The sequence below is a fragment of the Rhodoferax sp. MLSD5-FHT05B10 genome (genome assembly GCF_058793415.1).
Window position 1 is genome coordinate 156,886 of the sequence record NZ_JBXAFT010000003.1, and the last position, 18,626, is coordinate 175,511.

Here is an 18,626-nt window from a genome sequence, read left to right on the forward strand (position 1 = left end):
GCTCAATCAGTTGGGGGCAGAACGGATGCAGTAGCACAGTGCCCTGCCCCACAAAGTTATTCATCGGTTATTGGAACTGCGCCAGGAAGCGGATATCGCCATCGAAGAACAGGCGCAGATCGTTCACCCCGTAGCGCAGCATGGTGAAACGGTCCAGCCCCATGCCGAAGGCAAAGCCAATGTACTTCTCCGGGTCCAGCCCCATGTTGCGCACCACGTTCGGGTGCACCTGACCAGAGCCCGCCACCTCCAGCCAGCGCCCGGCCAGGGGGCCGCTCTGGAACTGGATGTCGATCTCGGCGCTGGGCTCGGTAAAGGGGAAGAAGCTGGGACGGAAACGCAGCACCAGATCGTCGCGCTCGAAGAACGTGCGACACAGGTCGGTAAAGACGAATTTGAGGTCCTTGAAGCTCACGTTCTCACCAATCCACAGGCCTTCGCACTGGTGGAACATGGGCGAATGGGTCGCGTCGCTGTCCACCCGGTAGGTGCGGCCAGGGCAGATCACGCGAATCTCGGGCATGGGCTGCCCGGCCTCGATCAGGGCGCGATGCTGCTCCACATGCTGCAGCGCGTGGCGCACCTGCACCGGGCTGGTGTGGGTGCGCAGCAAGTTGGGGGCGGTCTCGGAACCGCCCTCCACATAAAAGGTGTCGTGCATGGAACGCGCGGGGTGGTCTTCCGGCGTATTGAGCGCGGTGAAGTTGAACCAGTCGGCCTCGATCTCCGGACCTTGCGCCACTTCAAAACCCATGGAGCCGAAAATGGCCTCAATGCGTTCCTGCGTCAGGGAAACAGGGTGCAAACCACCCTGCCCGCGCTGGCGACCTGGCAGCGTCACATCGAGCGCCTCGGCCTGGAGCTGGGCCTGCAGTTCGGCATCGGCCAGGGCCTGGCGGCGCGCGGTCAGGGCCGCCTCGATGGCCTGTTTGGCCAGGTTGATCGCCGCACCGCGGGATTTTTTCTCGTCCACGGACAGGGCCGCCATGCCCTTCATCAGCTCGGTGATGCGGCCCGACTTGCCCAAAAACAGTGCCTTGGCGTTTTCCAGGTCAGCGGGGGTCAGCGCTTCGGAAAAGGCCGTCTTGGCGGTGTCAACGATGGCGTTCAACTCGTTCATACATTCTCTTGGTGTTGCGACATGACCGGCATGGCAGTCCGTCTGCTGTGGAACCGCGTTTCAATGAAAAAGGGCCAGTGCTCTTTCAAGCTCCAGCCCTTGTTCTATTTGCACTGGCAGCTATCACGGAGATAGCGGACCATAGCGAAAATCAAGCAGCCAGTTTGGCCTTGACTTGCTCCACGATGCCAGCAAAAGCAGCCATGTCGTGAATGGCGATATCGGACAGAACCTTGCGGTCGATCTCAATGTTCGCTTTCTTCAGACCGTTGGCGAATTGGCTGTATGTCATGCCGCACTGACGCGCAGCCGCATTGATACGGGCAATCCACAACTGACGGAAGACACGCTTCTTGGTACGACGGTCACGGTAGGCATATTGCCCAGCCTTCATGACCGCTTCTTTGGCGATCCGGAAGACATTACCGCGGCGACCGCGGAAACCTTTTGCAAGGGCTAAGACTTTTTTATGGCGGGCGCGAGCCGTTACACCACGTTTGACGCGAGGCATGTGATTACTCCTTGTTCGTCGTTAATTAAATACCACGGCCTGGCAACATCTGCGCCATGTGACCCATGTTGGTCTCATGAACTGCAGTGGAGCCGCGCAAATGGCGTTTATTTTTGGTGGTCTTCTTGGTCAGAATGTGACGTTTGAAGGCTTGGCCGCGCTTGACGGTGCCACCTGGACGGACGCGGAAGCGTTTCTTCGCCGCGCTCTTGGTCTTCATTTTGGGCATTTGAATGCTCCTTTTACTTTGTGCTCGTGAGGCGTCTGGAAACGGTTTCCAGCCTTGTTGGCCCCGAGTCACTTCTCAGGCAACACCTTTCGGCATTGCCTAGTCAGAAGGCTTTCGCCCTCCGATCCTGCGGCTGGCCGGAAAAACCGACCAACACCCCAATTCTTTACGACGCTGCAGCGGCCGGAGCCACGGCATCGGCGACAGGCTTGCCCGCTGCCTTTTTCTTGCCCGGCGCGATCATCATGATCATCTGGCGCCCTTCGAGCTTGGGAAACTGCTCAACCAAGATCAAATCGCCCAACTCATTGCGAATCCGGTTCAAGAGCGCCATGCCCAGCTCCTGGTGCGTGATTTCACGCCCCCGAAAACGCAAAGTGATTTTGCACTTGTCGCCATCGGCCAGGAAGCGCTTGATATTGCGCATCTTGATGTTGTAGTCACCGTCATCGGTACCGGGGCGGAATTTGATTTCCTTGATTTCGATAACCGTCTGCTTGGCTTTCGCTTCAGCCGCCTTTTTCTGTTCCTGGTATTTGAACTTGCCATAGTCCATCAACCGGCACACGGGCGGGTTGGCGGTTGCGGCGATTTCAACCAGGTCCACATCCAACTCACCGGCCATGCGCAGAGCTTCCATCAGGCTCACGACGCCCAAAGGCTCGTTGTCCTGCCCGGAAAGGCGAACTTCCGGGGCCATGATTTCCCGGTTCAGGCGGTGTTTGCGTTCTTCGCGGTGACGACGGTCACGAAATTCAGTAGCGATGGCTCAATCCTTCACAATATTTGCTACAAAAACAGTAGCTACAGCCGCAGGATACACGCGACAAACCAGCATCTTTGGACACAAACCTCAGACAATGGACTTGTGGGCAATGTCACCTGTGATCTTCTGCACGAGTGCATCAAGGGACATCACGCCGAGGTCTTGACCACCCCGGGCACGCACCGCAACGGCGCCTGCCGCCATCTCCTTGTCGCCCACGACAACCAGATACGGCAGCTTCTGCATCGAATGCTCCCGTATTTTATACGTAATTTTCTCGTTGCGCAGGTCTAACTCGACCCTAAGCCCTTGATTCTGCAGCGTTTTGGCCACGGAACGGGCATATTCGGCCTGTGCGTCGGTGATATTGAGCACCACAACCTGCACTGGCGCCAGCCAGGCAGGCAGCGCGCCAGCGCTTTCCTCGATCAGAATGCCGATGAAGCGTTCCAGACTGCCGACGATGGCCCGGTGCAACATGACCGGGCGATGGCGGGCGCCATCTTCACCCACGTATTCGGCATCCAGGCGCTCGGGCATGGAGAAATCCACCTGGATGGTGCCGCACTGCCAGTGGCGCCCGATGGCGTCCTTCAGCGTGTATTCGATCTTGGGGCCATAGAAAGCGCCCTCTCCCGGGGAAATTTCAAATTCGCACCCCGAAGCCTTCAGGCTCTCGATCAAGGCGGCCTCGGCCTTGTCCCAGATGGCGTCGGAACCGATGCGCTGCTCGGGACGGGTCGCCACCTTGTAAATGATGTTCTTGAAGCCGAAGTCGGTATAGACCTTCTGCAGCAAGGCGGTGTAGTCGACGCACTCCTTCAGGATCTGGTCTTCGGTACAGAAGATGTGGCCATCGTCCTGCGTGAAGCCGCGCACGCGCATGATGCCGTGCAAACCGCCCGAGGGCTCGTTGCGGTGGCACTGGCCAAACTCGCCGTAGCGCAGGGGCAGATCGCGGTAGCTCTTGATGCCTTGCTTGAAGATGAGGATGTGGCCCGGGCAGTTCATCGGCTTCAGGGCATATTCACGCTTCTCCGACTCCGTGACAAACATGTTTTCGCGGTACTTGTCCCAGTGGCCCGTCTTCTCCCACAGGCCCTTGTCGATGATCTGGGGGCCTTTGACTTCCCGGTAGCCGTTGTCCTGGTACACCTTGCGCATGTACTGCTCCACACCCTGCCACAGGGTCCAGCCCTTGGGGTGCCAGAACACCAGGCCTGGGGCATGGTCGTCAATATGGAACAGGTCCAGCTCGCGACCGAGCTTGCGGTGGTCGCGCTTTTCAGCCTCTTCCAGCATGGTCAGGTGCTGCTGCAACTCGTCCTTGGTGGCCCAGGCGGTACCGTAGACACGCTGCAGCATCTCGTTCTTGTGGTCGCCACGCCAGTAGGCTCCCGCCAGCTTCATCAGCTTGAAGTGCTTGAGCTTGCCGGTGCTGGGCACGTGCGGGCCGCGGCACAGGTCCTCGAACTTGCCTTCGCGGTACAGCGACACATCCTGGTCAGCCGGAATGCTCTCGATGATTTCGGCCTTGTAGTGTTCGCCCAGGCTCTTGAAATACGCCACCGCCTCATCACGCGGCAGCACACGACGCGTCACCGGCTCGTCCAGCGCGGCCAGGGCCACCATCTTCTTCTCGATGGCCACCAGGTCGTCGGGCGTGAAGGGGCGCTTGTAGGAGAAGTCGTAGAAGAAACCATGCTCGATCACCGGGCCGATGGTGACCTGCGCGTCCGGGAACAGCTCCTTGACGGCATAGGCCAGCAAGTGGGCTGTGGAGTGGCGGATGACTTCCAGGCCGTCGGCATCCTTGGCCGTGATGATGGACAGCGCGCAATTGGCCGTCATCTGGAAACTGGTATCCACGACTTTGCCATCCACCTTGCCCGCCAGGGCCGCCTTGGCCAGGCCGGCGCCGATGGAGGCTGCCACTTCGGCCACGGTGACCGGGCCAGGAAATTCGCGTTGGGAACCGTCGGGAAGCGTAATCTGGATCATGGTTTGCACGGAAAATAAAAAAGCGCGGACAAGCCGCGCTTTGAAACGGGACGCCGAAAGAGCGTAATTTTACGCCCTGTCGGCCTCGCAAGCAGCTTAGTGGAACTGCTCTTCTTCGGTAGAACCGGTCAGGGCCTTCACGGAAGAAGTGCCGCCCTGGATCACGGTGGTGACGTCGTCGAAGTAGCCAACGCCCACTTCCTGCTGGTGCGACACGAAGGTGTAACCCTTGTCGCGGGCAGCGAATTCGGGTTCTTGCACCATTTCGGTGTAGTGCTTCATGCCTTCGCCCTGGGCGTAAGCGTGAGCGAACTGGAACGTGTTGAACCAGTTGATGTGGATACCGGCCAGCGTGATGAACTGGTACTTGTAACCCAGTGCCGACAGGTCTTCCTGGAAGGAAGCGATCTGCTTCTCGCTGAGGTTCTTCTTCCAGTTGAAGGAAGGCGAGCAGTTGTACGACAACAGCTTGCCGGGGCAAGCAGCGTGCACGGCCTGGGCGAACTCACGGGCAAAGCCGATGTCTGGCACACCAGTTTCGCACCACACCAGGTCGGCGTAAGGAGCGTAAGCCACGCCACGGCTGATGGATTGCTCCAGACCGTTCTTGACGCGGTAGAAACCTTCTTGCGTGCGCTCGCCGGTGATGAAGGGCTTGTCGTTGGCGTCGTAGTCGCTGGTGATCAGGTTTGCAGCTTCTGCGTCGGTACGGGCCAGAATGATGGTGGGCACGCCCATGGTGTCAGCAGCGAAACGTGCGGAGATCAGCTTCTCGATCGCTTCGCGGGTGGGAACCAGAACCTTGCCGCCCATGTGGCCGCACTTCTTCACGGCAGCCAGCTGGTCTTCGAAGTGAACGCCGGCAGCGCCGTTGGCGATCATGTTCTTCATCAGTTCGAATGCGTTCAACACGCCACCGAAACCGGCTTCTGCGTCAGCCACGATAGGCAGGAAGAAGTCGATGAATTCCTTGTCACCGGGGTTGATGCCACGGCCCCACTGGATTTCGTCCGCGCGCTTGAACGTGTTGTTGATGCGGCGCACCATGGTGGGCACGGAGTCGTAGGCGTACAGCGACTGGTCGGGGTACATGGTTTCCGACGTATTGCCGTCAGCGGCGACCTGCCAGCCCGACAGGTACACAGCCTCTAGGCCTGCCTTGGCTTGCTGCATGGCTTGGCCAGCAGAGATCGCGCCGAAAGCGTTGACGTAACCCTTCTTGGCGCCGCCGTTCACTTTTTCCCACAGCTTTTCAGCGCCGCGCTTGGCCAGCGTGTACTCGGGCTGCAGGCTGCCGCGCAGACGCACGACGTCAGCTGCGGAATAGCCGCGCTTGACACCTTTCCAGCGGGGGTTGGTGGCCCAGTCTTTTTCGAGGGCGGCGATTTGTTGTTCGCGGGTTTGAGTCGTCATGAAAACACTCCGTAGTTAAAAAAGTTGATGCCTGGACGGTTGCGGCGTCACGCGGCAGGCAGGGTTATTCTAGTCTTATATAAGACACAAATTGCATCTTATGTCTTATATAAGACATAAATATTTTTTCATGCAAATCAACTACTTAAGAAGCCGTATTCGCCATGTGAAATCATTATTTTCTTGATGGGAAGCAATTCACCGACGCCGGTTGCCTTGATTTTTATATTGTGAAATATAAAAACGCATCATAAAAAAAATGCATTTGGCCCTGAACGACACCCGCCGGTAATGCGGGTGTCAGTACGCCGGTGTGAGGCTGGTCGTGCGGTGCAGGCAGCCAACGCTCACAGCGGGCTGTCAATGCGAATCCAGGTCGTCTTGGTCTCGGTGTATTTGTCGAACGCGTGCAGGGATTTGTCGCGCCCTACCCCGCTTTGCCGGAAACCGCCAAAGGGCACAGTCATGTCGTCTTCGTCGTACTGGTTGACGTGCACGGTGCCGGCTCGCAAGGCCCGCGCCACGCCATGGGCCTTGTTCAGGTCACGGGTCCAGACCGCAGCCTGCAGGCCGTAGACGCTGGCATTGGCTTCACGCACCACCTCCGCCGTATCGGTGAATGCCAGGACGGACAGCACCGGGCCAAAGATTTCCTCCCGGGCAATTGCCATGTCACGGTTCACGCCATCAAAAATGGTCGGCTGCACGTAACAGCCTCCCGTCTCGCGCAACACCTGTTCGCCGCCGGCAACCAGGCGGGCGCCCTGAGCCTTGCCACTTTCGATGTAACGCAAGACCGTGTCCATCTGCGCCGGGTCCACCAGGGCCCCCATGACCGTATCCGCAAGCAAGGGATTGGCTGGCGCATAACCAGGCACAAGCGCCAGGGCCTTTTCCAGAAAACGCTCTTTGATGCCGGCTTGCACATAGAGGCGCGAGGGTGCGTTGCAGCTCTGGCCCTGGTTGAAAAAGATGCTGTGAACGGCCGCCTTGACGGCTTGGTCCAGGTCGGGGCAATCCGCGAACACGATGTTGGGCGACTTGCCGCCCAGCTCCGTCCAGGCACGCTTGAGGTTGCTCTGGCCCGCCATGACATGGATCTGCTTGCCCACGCGGGTGGAGCCGGTAAAGGCAATGCAGTCCACATCCATATGCAACGCCAGGGGCGCCCCGGCCTCGGGACCAAAGCCCGGCACCACATTGAATACACCCGCCGGAATGCCCGCCTCCAGGGCCAGATCAGCCATGCGCAGGGCTGTGAGTGGTGATTTCTCGCTGGGCTTGAGCACCACGGAGTTGCCTGCGGCCAAGGCCGGTGCAATCTTCCAAGCTGCCATGATCATGGGGTAGTTCCATGGAACGATGGCCCCCACCACCCCCATCGGCTCGCGCGTGATGAGCGCCAGCGCCGTGTCGGCCGTGGGCGCAACTTCGCCATACACCTTGTCCACCGCTTCGCCATACCAACGGATGCAGTTGGCCGCGCTGTTGACGTCGACCTTGCGGGCGTACTGCACGGGTTTGCCCATGTCCAGCGTCTCGATCAACGCCAGCTCGTCTCCGTGCTCCAACAGCAATTCGGCAAAGCGGATCAGGACGCGCTTGCGTTGCGCCGGCGCCTGGCCGCACCAGCGGCGATCGTCAAATGCGGCACGGGCTGCCACGACGGCGCGGTCAATGTCCGCGCCACTGCATCGGGCCACCTCGGTGAGCACGCGGCCGTCCACCGGCGAGAGGCATGCAAATGTGGCGCCACTCACTGCGCCCACACGCTGGCCGCCGATGACGGCACGCCCATCAAACTGCAGATCGCTCATGTCCATCTCCCGGTTTTTCTGCTGCCAACACCCGGCACCCCCGCTCGGCCAGGGTCAGCGTGGCGCGTTTTCGGCGCGGGCCGCCGCGGCAATTTCGCGTTCCCGCCGGCGGGTCTGGCGGGCTACCCATACGCTGTAGCTGATGATGGCCGCTGTCACCGTGGAAATCAACAGGGTGGCTGCGGCGTAAATGGTGGGGTTGATGCCGCGGCGGGCATAGCTGAAGATGACCTGCGGCAGGGTGCTGACACCGGGGCCGGACAGGAATTCGGAGATCACCACGTCGTCAAACGACAAGGTGAACGAGAGCAGGAAGGCCGCCAGAATGCCCTGCGCAATGTTGGGCAGGGTTACCAGGAAAAACACCTCGTGCGGCCTGGCCCCCAGGTCCATGGCGGCCTCTTCCAGTGAACGGTTCACCTCCAGCAGGCGCGACTGCACCACCACCATGCCGTAGGCCATGCCCAGCAGGGTATGGCCCATGATGATGGTCAGCTTGCCGCGTTCCGGCCAGCCCATCAAATTTTGCGCACCCACCATGAGCAGCAGCAAGGACAGTCCGATCACCACCTCCGGCATGACCAGCGGCGCGTTCACCATGCCGGAGAACACGGTGCGGCCCGGGAAACGCCGGTAGCGCACCAGCACGAAGGCGGCAAAGGTGCCCAATACGGCGGACAAAACCCCCGTGACCGAAGCCACCTGAACCGACAGCCAGAAGCCCTCGACGATCTTGGTGTCGCGTGTCAGCGCCTCGTACCAGCGCAGGGAAAAGCCGGTGAAGCGGGCATCCTGGCGGGTGCTGTTGAACGAAAACACCACCATGAATATCAGCGGCAGGTACAGGAACAGGTACACCAGGGCCATCCAGCCCTTGCCAAAATGCTTTGCCAACCAGACGTTCATTGCCAGTGCCTCATGACTTGCCGGACGCGTCCTGGCCGTCACCGGTGTAGTGGTAGTAGATGGCCAACGGCACGATGATGAGCGCAATCATCACCACCGCCAGCGCGGTGGCCCGGGGCCAGTTGTTGCTGGTGAACATCTCATCCCAGACCACCCGGCCAATCATGATGTTCTCGGGCCCGCCCAGCAGCGAAGGAATCACGAACTCCCCCACGGCCGGAATGAATACCAGCATGAAACCGGCGACGATCCCGGCCTTGGACAGGGGCACCGTCACCAGCCAGAAGGTCTTGAACGGCGTGGTGCCCAGGTCATAGGCCGCTTCCAGCAGACGGACATCCATCTTGACCAGGTTGGCGTACAGCGGCAGCACCATGAAGGGCAGGTACACATAGGTCATGCCCACCAGCATGGAAATGTTGGTGTAGAGCATCTGAACGGGCTCACTGATCAGCCCGACCGCCATCAGCATCTGATTGACCACACCCTGGTCAGCCAGGATGCCCTTCCAGGCGTAGACCCGCAGCAGGAACGACGTCCAGAACGGCAGCATGACCATCATGAGCAGCGCCGGCCGCGCACTGGGCGACGAGCGGGCGATGAAGTAGGCAAAGGGGTATCCAATCACCAGGCAGAGCACGGCGGTGCACAGCGCGTACCAGATGGAACGCAGGTAGGCTTCGATGTAGATGGTGCGAAACAGCAGACCGTCTTCGGCGCTACGGAAAATGGACCCGTAGTTCTCGTACTTCAGCTTGAGCAGGCCGGTGGTGCTGTCCCAGATGGGTTTGAAGGGGTGAATGTCGCCCGCCATATCCACGAAGCTGATGTACAGCAGGATGAGGAAGGGCAGCAGAAAAAACAGCACCAGCCAGGCATAGGGCACCGCAATGACAAAACGGCGCCCTGGCATGGGAAAGGACAGTTGGGCCATGGAGCAGTGCCTCAGTCGCGCAGCACGATCGCGGAGCGGTCGCCCCACCAGAAATACACGTCATCTTCCCAGGTGATGTCGCTGAGCTCCTGGTGCGAGGTGTTGGCTTCGGTGATCTTCACCCGGGTGCCATCGGTAGCCAGCACGATGTAGGTGTTGTACGAACCGAAATACGCAATCTCCTTGACCTTGCCGGTAAACAGGTTCACGGCCACAGCCGGGCGCACCTTGCTGATGTGGATCTTCTCCGGGCGCACGGCAATGCCCACTGGCATGTTCAGTGTGCCGCTGACTCCGTGCCCCACGTGGATCTCGCCAATGCCGGTCACGGCAGCGCAGTGGTCGTGCTCGTCCACACTCAGACGGCCTTCAAAAATATTGACGTTGCCAATGAAGTCCGCCACAAAACGGTTGGCAGGGTGTTCGTACACCTCTTCCGGCGTGCCTACCTGCAGCACCCGGCCCTTGCTCATGACGGCAATGCGGCTGGCCATGGTCATGGCCTCTTCCTGGTCGTGCGTCACCATCACGCAGGTCACACCGACTTTCTCGATGATGTTGACCAGCTCGAACTGGGTCTGCTCACGCAGTTTCTTGTCCAGCGCGCCCAGGGGTTCGTCCAGCAACAGCAGCTTGGGCCGCTTGGCCAGGCTGCGCGCCAGCGCTACACGCTGCTGCTGCCCGCCCGACAACTGATGCGGCTTGCGTTTGGCATAGGCCCCCAGTTGCACCAGATCCAGCATCTCGCCGACGCGCTGGCGGATCTCGTCCTTGGGCAAGCCCTCGCGCTTCAGGCCAAAGGCCACGTTCTCCCAGATGTCCAGATGCGGAAACAGGGCGTAGCTCTGGAACATCATGTTGATCGGACGCTTGTAGGGGGGAAACCTGGCGACGTCCTGCCCGCCCAGCAAAATGCGTCCCGCAGTGGGCGCCTCAAAACCCGCCAGCATGCGCAGCAAGGTGGACTTGCCGCACCCCGAACTGCCCAGCAGGGCAAAGATCTCGCCCTGCCGGATGGAGAGCGATACCTCGTCCACCGCCAGCGCCTCGTCAAAGCGTTTGACCAGTTTTTCGGTCACCAGGTAACCCGCGTTATCCGCTTGTGCTGTCATCAAAAGATTCCCGCTGAAGACTGGGCCAGCAAAAAGGGCTGTCTATACACGCAGTACAAACAGCCCTTGGTGGCACTCAAACCCTGGGCTTACTTGCCCTTCTTGAAGGCGTTGTAGGCGTTGGCCAACGCTTCGCGGGCTTCATTGCTGAAGCTGCTGGGCGGCACCATCTTGGCCATGTAATCGGCATCGACGAAGATGGTCTTGTTGCTGGCGATTTCAGGCTTGACCTTGTCCACGGCACCCTTGTTGCCGGTGTTGTAGGACATTTCGTTGGCCATCCGGGCGGCGTTCTCGGCGCGCAGATAGAAATCGATGAACGCATACGCGTTGTTGGGATGCTTGGCGTCCTTGGTCAGCGCGATCGAGTCGATGAAGATCAGCGCGCCGGTGCTCGGCAACAAAGCCTCGATCACTTCCTTGGAACCGTTCTCCTTGGCGCGGCCCGCGGCGATGTTGATGTCGCCAGCCCAGCCGATGGCCGCGCACGCCTTGCCACCCGCGATGTCATCGATCATGGTGGCGCTGAACATGCGCACGTCCTTGCGCACCTTGGCCAGCATGGCCGCAGCCGCCTTGTAGTCATCGGCGTTGTTGGAATAGGCGTCCTTGCCGATGTAGTGCAATGCTGCGGGCAGGATTTCGGTGGGCGAATCCAGGTAGGCAATGCCGCAGGACTTCAGCTTGGCGGTGTACTTGGGGTTGAACACCAGGTCCCAGGCATTTTCAGGCATGGGCATGCCGGCCAGTGCCTTCTCGACCTTGGTCTTGTTGATACCCACGGTGGTGAAGCTCCAGGCCCATGGCACCAGGTGCTTGTTGTCCGGGTCGGCCTTGGTCATGGTGGCCAGCAGCGCGGGGTCCAGGTTGGCCAGGTTCTTGAGCTTGGATTTGTCCAGGGGCTGCAGCAAGCCGCCTTCGATCTGGGACTTGGCAAACACCGTGCCCGGAACCACGATGTCATAGCCGGTGTTGCCGGCAACCAGCTTCGCTTGCAGCGCCTCGTTGGTCTCGAACGTGTCGTAGTTGACCTTGATGCCGGATTCCTTCTCGAAGGCCGCGATCATGCCTTCGGGAATGTAGTCGGGCCAGTTGTAGATATTGAGCACCTTCTCTTCGGTATTCGCCGGTGCAGCCGGCGCAGCGGCGACAGGGGTAGACGCGGGCGCTGCTGCCACAGGCTCCTCTTTTTTGCCGCAGGCAGCCAGCATGACCGCCGAAACGGCCAGAACCAATGCGAGTTTTTTCATGTTGTTTGACACTCCAGAAACATAGGTAAGAAACCGACGAAGCACTTCGCCAGACCTGGCGTCCGCGCATCCCGTGTGCGAAGCAATATCCGGGCCCGTAACGGTGCCCCAGCGACTGCCCCGGGTATTCTATTCAAACTGGCCGGCCGCACGCAGCTCGGCCAGGGTATCGTCCAGGCAGCGCACGATGAGCCCCATCATTTCATCGATCTGGTCCCGCGTCATCACCAGCGGCGGGGCAATGATCATGCGGTCCCCCACCGCCCGCATGACCAGCCCGTTCTTGAAGCAATGGCTACGGCAGCGCATGCCAACGGCCAGGGCGGGGTCGAAGCCCTGCCGGGCCAGCTTGTCGCGCACCAGCAGCAGTCCCCCCACAAAGCCGCAGGTCTGCGCCTCGCCTACCAGGGGGTGGGCGTTGAGTTCGGCAAACCGCTGCGCCAGGTATGGCCCGACGTCGTCCCGCACACGCTGGGGCAGCTGTTCCCGCTCCATGATGTCCAGGTTGGCCAGGGCCACGGCACAGGCGACCGGGTGGCCGCTGTAGGTGTAGCCATGGGCGAACTCCCCGCCCTGGTCAATCAGCACCTCGGCCACGCGGTTGCCCACCATGACGCCCCCCAGGGGGATGTAACCACTGGTCACCGCCTTGGCAAACGTGATCAGATCGGGCTTGTAGCCGAATTTCTCGTAGGCAAACCAGTGGCCCAGGCGGCCAAACGCGCAAATCACCTCGTCGCTAATGAGCAAGATGCCGTACTTGTCGACAATGCGCTGGATCTCCGGCCAGTAGGTCGACGGCGGAATGATCACCCCACCCGCCCCCTGCACCGGCTCGGCGATGAAGGCGGCCACCTTTTCGGCACCCAACTCCAGAATCCGGCTCTCCAGCCAACCCGCCGCACGCCGGCCAAAGTCGTCTGGCGTCTCGCCGGGCCATCCGTTTTCATAGAAATAGGGTTGCCCGATGTGGGTGAAATTGGGCAGGGGCAAGTCCCCCTGCGCGTGCATGCCGCCCATGCCCCCCAGGGACGCCCCTGCCATGGTGCTGCCGTGATAGCCATTGATGCGCCCGATGATTACCTTGCGCTGGGGCTGGCCCAGCAAGTCCCAGTAGCGGCGCACCATGCGCACATTGGAGTCATTGCTCTCACTCCCGCTGGACGAGTAGAAGACATGCTGGAAGCTGCGTTCCCCCACCGGGGGCGCCAGCGAGGCCAGCCGGGCCGCCAGGGTCGCGGCCGGCACATTGGTCGTCTGGAAGAAGCTGTTGTAGTACGGCAGCGTCATCATCTGCCGGTGCGCGGCATCGGCCAGTTCCTGGCGGCCGTAGCCCACGTTGACGCACCACAGGCCGCTCATGGCATCCAGAAAACGGTTGCCCTCGGAGTCCCAGACGTAAATGTCCTGCGCCCGGGTAATCACCTTGGCCCCGCGCGTGTTGAGGTCCTTGAAATCGGTAAAGGGGTGCAGGAAGTGGGCGCTGTCCAGCGACTGGATGTGGGCGGTATCGACGGAGGTGTTCATACAAAGGGTCCGGTGAATGGAATAGGCGCTGCTCAAACGTGCAGCAACAGGTGCTCGCGCTCCCACGGCGAGATGACCTTCATGAACTCCTCCGACTCCAGCTCCTTGATTTCCGAGTACACGGTGATGAACTCCTTGCCCAGCACGTCATGCAGGTCGGACTCACGGCTCAGCCAGTCCAGCGACTCCCCCATGCTGCGGGGCAGCGCGTACGGCGACAGGTAAGCGTCGCCGCGCATTTCCGGCTTGGGCTTGATCTTGTTCTTCAGCCCCAGGTAGCCACACGCCAGCGTCATGGCCATGGCGATGTAGGGGTTGGCATCGGCCCCGATCACCCGGTTCTCCACCCGCCGGGCCTCCGGCGTGGAAATGGGGGAGCGAATGCCACAGGTGCGGTTGTCGTAGCCCCACTCGATGTTGATGGGCGCGGCCATGTAGCGCGACAGCCGGCGGTAGCTGTTGACGTAGGGCGCCACCAGCGCCATGGCCGCCGGAATGTAGCGCTGCAGGCCACCGATGTAATGCATGAAGGCGTCCGAAGGGCTGCCATCGGGGTTGCTGAAAATGTTCTTTCCACTGTCCATGCTCAGAATGCTCTGGTGCACATGCATGGCACTACCGGGCTCGCCGGCGATCGGCTTGGCCATGAACGTGGCATACATGTCGTGGCGCAAGGCCGCCTCCCGCACCGTGCGCTTGAAGAAGAACACCTCGTCGGCCAGCCCCAGGGGCTGGTTGTGGAAGAAGTTGATTTCCATCTGCCCTGCACCCACCTCGTGGATGAGGGTATCCACATTCAGCTCCATCTTGTCGGCGTAGTCGTAGATCTCCTCGAACAGGGGATCGAACTCGTTCACCGCGTCGATGCTGTAGGCCTGACGCGAGGTCTCGGCCCGACCGCTGCGCCCGACCGGCGCACGCAGGGGAATGTCGGGGTCGGTGTTGCGGTCGGTCAGGTAGAACTCCAGCTCCGGTGCCACGATGGGCTGCAGACCTTCGGCCGCGTACAGATCGCAGACCCGGCGCAACACGCTGCGCGGCGCAAACGGCACCAGGACACCGGCGTGGTTGAAACAGTCGTGCACCACCTGCGCCGTCGGGTCCACCGCCCAGGGCACGATGCGCACCGACGATGGGTCAGGACGCAGCTGCATGTCCCGGTCCACCGGGTCGATGACGTCGAAGTACGGCCCGCTTTCCGGGAACTCGCCCGTCACCCCCATGGCCACAATGGCCTGTGGCAGACGCATGCCGCGGTCTTCCGTGAACTTGGTGCGGGGCAGAATCTTGCCGCGTGCCACACCGGTCAGGTCGGGCACCAGACACTCCACTTCCGTCACCCGCCGCTCGTTGAGCCATTGCTCCAGATCGTTAAAGGTCATGGTTTTCGGTTCGTTCATATCGCCTCCCGTGCAACGCGCGGTGCTTCCGCGCCAACACCGCCATGGTGCCACCACGGCCGCGCCGTGCCAAGCCATGGTGCTCAGGCATGATGTAGGGCTCATGACACTGCACACCGATCGCCCCTCCAGCCACACCCCCAGCCGCTGGGTGGCCTACTTTTTCCTGGCCCTGAGCATGTCCCTGGTAGGCAGCTACGTGGCGCTGTCCAAACCGCTGGTTGCCGCCCTGCCCGTCTTCCTGTTGGGCTGGCTGCGCTTTGGCATTGGCGGCCTGGCGATTGCGCACTGGCTCAAACGCCCCGCTGACGAGGCCCCCATGGCCCCCGCCACCCGCAGGCTTCTGTTCCTCGAATCTTTCCTGGGCAACTTCCTGTTTTCGATCTGCATGCTGTTCGGCGTCAGCATGACCAGCGCCGTGTCGGCCGGCGTCATCATGGCCAGCATTCCGGCGGTGGTGGCGGTGATGAGCTGGGCCTTTCTCAAGGAGCGCATTGGCCTGCGTGTATGGGCCGCCGTCGCGTTCGGCGCCCTGGGGATCGGATTGCTTGCGCTATCAAAAAATGAGCTGTCTCCGCAGGTTCCAGGCGGCTCTGAGGCCGATTTAACCCACAACAAGGCCTTGCTGGGCAATCTGCTGGTGTTCGCCGCCGTGCTGTGCGAGGCCGCCTACGCCGTCATCGGCAAGAAACTCACGGGCACCTTGTCACCCAAGCGCATCACCGCGCTCATCAACCTGTGGGGTTTTCTGCTGATGACGCCCCTGGGGCTGTACGCCGCCCTGCATTTCGACTTCAGCGCGGTCGCGCTGTCTTCCTGGACACTGCTGGTGTTCTATGCCCTGGCCGCCAGCGTCTGGACAGTGTGGCTGTGGATGAGCGGCCTGCGAACCGTGCCCGCAGCCCACGCGGGGGTGTTCACGGTCATGCTGCCCATCTCGGCCGCATTGGTCGGCGTGCTGGTGCTGGGCGAAACCCTCAGCGGGCTGCAGCTGCTGGCGTTTGCCATGGCGCTGCTGGGCGTGCTGCTGGCCACCCTGCCGGGCGGCGATACGGTTACACCAGCGGCTTAGCGCTCACCACGATGCCGTCTTCGTCGGCATACAGCCAGTCGCCGGGGCGCACCCAGACGCCCTGCACCTGCACCGCCACATCAGCCTGACCTTCGTTGCGCTTTTCGGTCGGCAGCGGCATGGCCGCCAGCGCACGAATGCCCACCGCCTGAGCGGCAAGTTCCGCCGTGTCCCGCACGCAGCCATCGATCACCACACCGGCCCAGCCATTGCGGGCCGCAGCAGCGCCCAGGTTACCGCCCAGCAATGCGCGGCGCAGGGAGCCGCCACCATCGACCACCAGCACCTTGCCGACGCGCCCCTGAGGCGTTTCGGCCCAGCCGGACGCGTCCACCGCGGCCTTGACCAGCGTGTTGTCTTCAAAACACTTGACCGTGACCACCGGACCGGAGAATTTTCTGACCTGCCCGAAGTCCCGGAATACCGGGGGCAACACTCGGAAATCGCCGGTGGAATCGTTCTTGTGTGCGTCGCACAAATCGCAGCTTGCAAACTCGGTGGCCATGCCTGGGTACTCCTTTTTGATGAATGTGCCTATTCTCCAATGGAAAAAACAACATTCCCCAGTGAAAAAAGCATTTTCCTGTTGGATAAGGTGCTTTTTCTCCAGTAGCATCCGGGTTACCAGTGAAGAAGCAGTTTTTTGCTGGTGATTAATCAACTTCTAGAAGGACAATCAATCATGGCAACTGCAAAAAAAGCTCCCGCGAAAAAAGCTGCACCTGCAAAGAAAGCAGCTCCCGCGAAGAAGGCGGCTCCCGCCAAGAAAGTCGCTGTAAAGGCCCCCGCTAAAAAAGCGGCTCCCGCCAAGAAGGCTGCCCCCGCCAAGAAAGTAGCCGCCAAGAAGGTCGTTGCGAAAAAGGCCCCCGCCAAGAAGCGCACCCCGAACGCGGCCTTCATGAAGGCCCTGACCCCCAGCGCTGCCCTGGCATCCATCGTGGGCAACAGCCCGCTGCCCCGCACCGAAGTGGTCAGCAAGCTGTGGGCTTACATCAAGAAGAACAAGCTGCAAGACGCCGTCAACAAGCGCATGATCAACGCCGATGCCAAGCTGAAGGAAGTCTTCAACAAGGCCCAGGTGTCCATGTTCGAAATGGCTGGCCTGATCGGCAAGCACCTGAAGTAAGCAACACCCCTGTTGCCAAGAAGGGCCGGCTCTGCCGGCCTTTTTTTATGCCTGCGGCACCCGCATCAGGGGTTGCCCAGCACCAGTTCCCCCGCCAGGGGAACACGGGCCGGCGCCGCGTAATCGGCCAGCACCCAGGCCCGCGACGGATGGGCCGCCGCCTCCTGCAGCAACTCCGTCACCACACCCATGGAAGCCTTGTCCAGCGCCGCAAAGGGTTCGTCCAGCAGCGTCAACGCCGCACCCGAGGCAAAAGCCGCCGCCAGCCAGACTTTGCGCTTGGACCCGGTAGACAGCATGTACATCGGCTTGGCCTGGTGCGCCGTCAGCGACAGGGCATCGATCAGGTCCTCCAGCAGAGGTTGGTCCCACAGGGGGTAACGGGCATGCAGGGAGGCAAAGTACGCCAGCGCCGTGGTCTGGTCCTGCGCATCGGACCACGGATCGGCACGGTACACCCGCTGCCGGTAGGCCTGGGGCTGTGCGTCCAGCCGCACGTCCTGGATCTGCAACTGGCCGGCCTGGGCGGGCAGATCGGCAGCCAGCAGTCGCAGCAGCGTGGTCTTGCCGCTGCCCTCGTCGCCACGCACCAGCGTAACGCCGGAGCCCACGCGGGCAGACCACTGGGCAAACAGCACGCGCTGCGGATGCGCAAAGCACAGACCGTCTGCCTGCAACACCACGGGTACGTTGACCATGCCAAGCAGCTGCGACGGGTGACCTGTCAGGCGGCCACCGCGCGGGCGCGTTCCAGCATGCGGGTAACCAGGCGCGGGTCCATGCCGTACATGTCGGCAAACACCTCCACCGTCTGCGCGCTGGCCTCAAAGGCACGCAGCAGCGCTTCATCCTTGGCGGCCAGGGCCTGGGCATCGGCCAGGGCTTCATCCAGCACGGCGTTGGCCACCTCGTCGCGGCCGCGCACCAGTTCGGCATAGGCCAGGGGCGACAGGCCCGATGCCATCAACACCTGCACGATGCGCTCGCGCAACTTCGGCCGCAAATCGTCTGCAGTGCGCGCCTGGCGGCGGCGAAACACTTCCAGCAGGGCATGGTGCACGTGTTCGGGCGCCATGGCCTCCACGGGCTGCCCCTGCAGGTCATGGCGCTGCTGGCCAGCCGCGACTGCCGACAGGTAGCGCGTAGAGCGCGTGTGCATGGACAGTGCGGCCTTGAGGGCCTCGCGCTCAAACGCCTCGGGATGGGCGGCCAGCAAGTCCTGAAAAATGCCGCGCTTGAGCGGCAGAAACACGGCACCAAAGAGCTGCGGATAGAAGGCCGCCAGCTGCTCCAGCACCGGCATTACACTGGACCGGGCCGGTTGGTTCTTAGCGCGCCTGGATTGTTTTTCCGGGGTGGCTGGTTGGAGGCTCTCAGCGGATTCGGTCAGGGTGTCGGTCATGGTTCTCGGGGGAGGAAATCTGGGTCAAGCCCTCCATCAT

General features: G+C 61.4%; 18 protein-coding genes. 2 read left to right on the plus strand and 16 right to left on the minus strand.

The features are described from left to right. Window positions 1-67: 67 nt before the first annotated feature. From pheS to AC1Q5W_RS05970, 13 genes are all read right to left on the minus strand, one after another. On the minus strand, window positions 68-1,120 hold the full coding sequence (gene pheS, locus AC1Q5W_RS05910) for a phenylalanine--tRNA ligase subunit alpha (RefSeq protein ID WP_492643214.1): 1,053 nt from the start codon (window positions 1,118-1,120) through the stop codon (window positions 68-70). Between the two features lie 151 nt (window positions 1,121-1,271). Next, window positions 1,272-1,631, minus strand: coding sequence for a 50S ribosomal protein L20 (gene rplT / locus AC1Q5W_RS05915; RefSeq protein WP_296494992.1), 360 nt, complete (start codon window positions 1,629-1,631; stop codon window positions 1,272-1,274). A gap of 25 nt (window positions 1,632-1,656) precedes the next feature. Then, window positions 1,657-1,860: a 50S ribosomal protein L35 gene (gene rpmI, locus AC1Q5W_RS05920; protein ID WP_142814204.1), complete on the minus strand. Its 204-nt coding sequence runs from the start codon at window positions 1,858-1,860 to the stop codon at window positions 1,657-1,659. 166 nt (window positions 1,861-2,026) lie between these two features. Then, the gene (gene infC, locus AC1Q5W_RS05925) at window positions 2,027-2,626 is read right to left on the minus strand and encodes a translation initiation factor IF-3 (protein ID WP_492646107.1); all 600 of its coding nucleotides are present in this window, start codon (window positions 2,624-2,626) and stop codon (window positions 2,027-2,029) included. A gap of 87 nt (window positions 2,627-2,713) precedes the next feature. Next, complete coding sequence (gene thrS, locus AC1Q5W_RS05930; RefSeq protein ID WP_492643215.1) at window positions 2,714-4,627, minus strand: threonine--tRNA ligase; 1,914 nt, start codon at window positions 4,625-4,627, stop codon at window positions 2,714-2,716. Between the two features lie 96 nt (window positions 4,628-4,723). Then, entirely contained in the window at window positions 4,724-6,040 is a 1,317-nt protein-coding gene (gene aceA, locus AC1Q5W_RS05935; RefSeq protein WP_492643216.1) for an isocitrate lyase, read from the minus strand. Window positions 6,041-6,387: 347 nt separating this feature from the next. Then, window positions 6,388-7,857, minus strand: coding sequence for an aldehyde dehydrogenase (locus tag AC1Q5W_RS05940; RefSeq protein WP_492643217.1), 1,470 nt, complete (start codon window positions 7,855-7,857; stop codon window positions 6,388-6,390). Window positions 7,858-7,911: 54 nt separating this feature from the next. Beyond that, complete coding sequence (locus tag AC1Q5W_RS05945; protein ID WP_492643218.1) at window positions 7,912-8,763, minus strand: ABC transporter permease; 852 nt, start codon at window positions 8,761-8,763, stop codon at window positions 7,912-7,914. A gap of 10 nt (window positions 8,764-8,773) precedes the next feature. Beyond that, window positions 8,774-9,697, minus strand: a complete 924-nt coding sequence (locus AC1Q5W_RS05950) for an ABC transporter permease (protein ID WP_492643219.1) — start codon at window positions 9,695-9,697, stop codon at window positions 8,774-8,776. An 11-nt stretch (window positions 9,698-9,708) separates the two neighbouring features. Further along, window positions 9,709-10,809, minus strand: coding sequence for an ABC transporter ATP-binding protein (locus tag AC1Q5W_RS05955; protein WP_492643220.1), 1,101 nt, complete (start codon window positions 10,807-10,809; stop codon window positions 9,709-9,711). An 89-nt stretch (window positions 10,810-10,898) separates the two neighbouring features. Continuing rightward, complete coding sequence (locus AC1Q5W_RS05960) at window positions 10,899-12,059, minus strand: extracellular solute-binding protein (RefSeq protein WP_492643221.1); 1,161 nt, start codon at window positions 12,057-12,059, stop codon at window positions 10,899-10,901. Between the two features lie 129 nt (window positions 12,060-12,188). Next, the gene (locus AC1Q5W_RS05965) at window positions 12,189-13,586 is read right to left on the minus strand and encodes an aspartate aminotransferase family protein (protein WP_492643222.1); all 1,398 of its coding nucleotides are present in this window, start codon (window positions 13,584-13,586) and stop codon (window positions 12,189-12,191) included. A 32-nt stretch (window positions 13,587-13,618) separates the two neighbouring features. After that, window positions 13,619-14,986: a glutamine synthetase family protein gene (locus AC1Q5W_RS05970; protein ID WP_492643223.1), complete on the minus strand. Its 1,368-nt coding sequence runs from the start codon at window positions 14,984-14,986 to the stop codon at window positions 13,619-13,621. Between the two features lie 103 nt (window positions 14,987-15,089). Between AC1Q5W_RS05970 and AC1Q5W_RS05975 the strand changes: the two genes are divergently transcribed. After that, window positions 15,090-16,058, plus strand: coding sequence for a DMT family transporter (locus AC1Q5W_RS05975; RefSeq protein ID WP_492643224.1), 969 nt, complete (start codon window positions 15,090-15,092; stop codon window positions 16,056-16,058). Here AC1Q5W_RS05975 and rraA read toward each other — a convergent pair. Next, window positions 16,042-16,563 carry a ribonuclease E activity regulator RraA gene (gene rraA / locus AC1Q5W_RS05980; protein WP_492643225.1) on the minus strand — a complete coding sequence of 174 codons (522 nt, stop codon included), beginning with the start codon at window positions 16,561-16,563 and terminating at the stop codon, window positions 16,042-16,044. The genes AC1Q5W_RS05975 and rraA overlap by 17 nt on opposite strands. 177 nt (window positions 16,564-16,740) lie before the next feature. On the opposite strand from rraA, the gene AC1Q5W_RS05985 reads away from it, so the two are divergent. Continuing rightward, window positions 16,741-17,184, plus strand: a complete 444-nt coding sequence (locus AC1Q5W_RS05985) for an SWIB/MDM2 domain-containing protein (protein ID WP_492643226.1) — start codon at window positions 16,741-16,743, stop codon at window positions 17,182-17,184. 65 nt (window positions 17,185-17,249) lie between these two features. Here the strand turns inward: AC1Q5W_RS05985 and AC1Q5W_RS05990 are convergent, their stop codons facing one another. Further along, the gene (locus AC1Q5W_RS05990; protein WP_492643227.1) at window positions 17,250-17,882 is read right to left on the minus strand and encodes an ABC transporter ATP-binding protein; all 633 of its coding nucleotides are present in this window, start codon (window positions 17,880-17,882) and stop codon (window positions 17,250-17,252) included. A 26-nt stretch (window positions 17,883-17,908) separates the two neighbouring features. Then, complete coding sequence (locus AC1Q5W_RS05995) at window positions 17,909-18,586, minus strand: ProQ/FinO family protein (protein ID WP_492643228.1); 678 nt, start codon at window positions 18,584-18,586, stop codon at window positions 17,909-17,911. Window positions 18,587-18,626 lie beyond the last annotated feature (40 nt).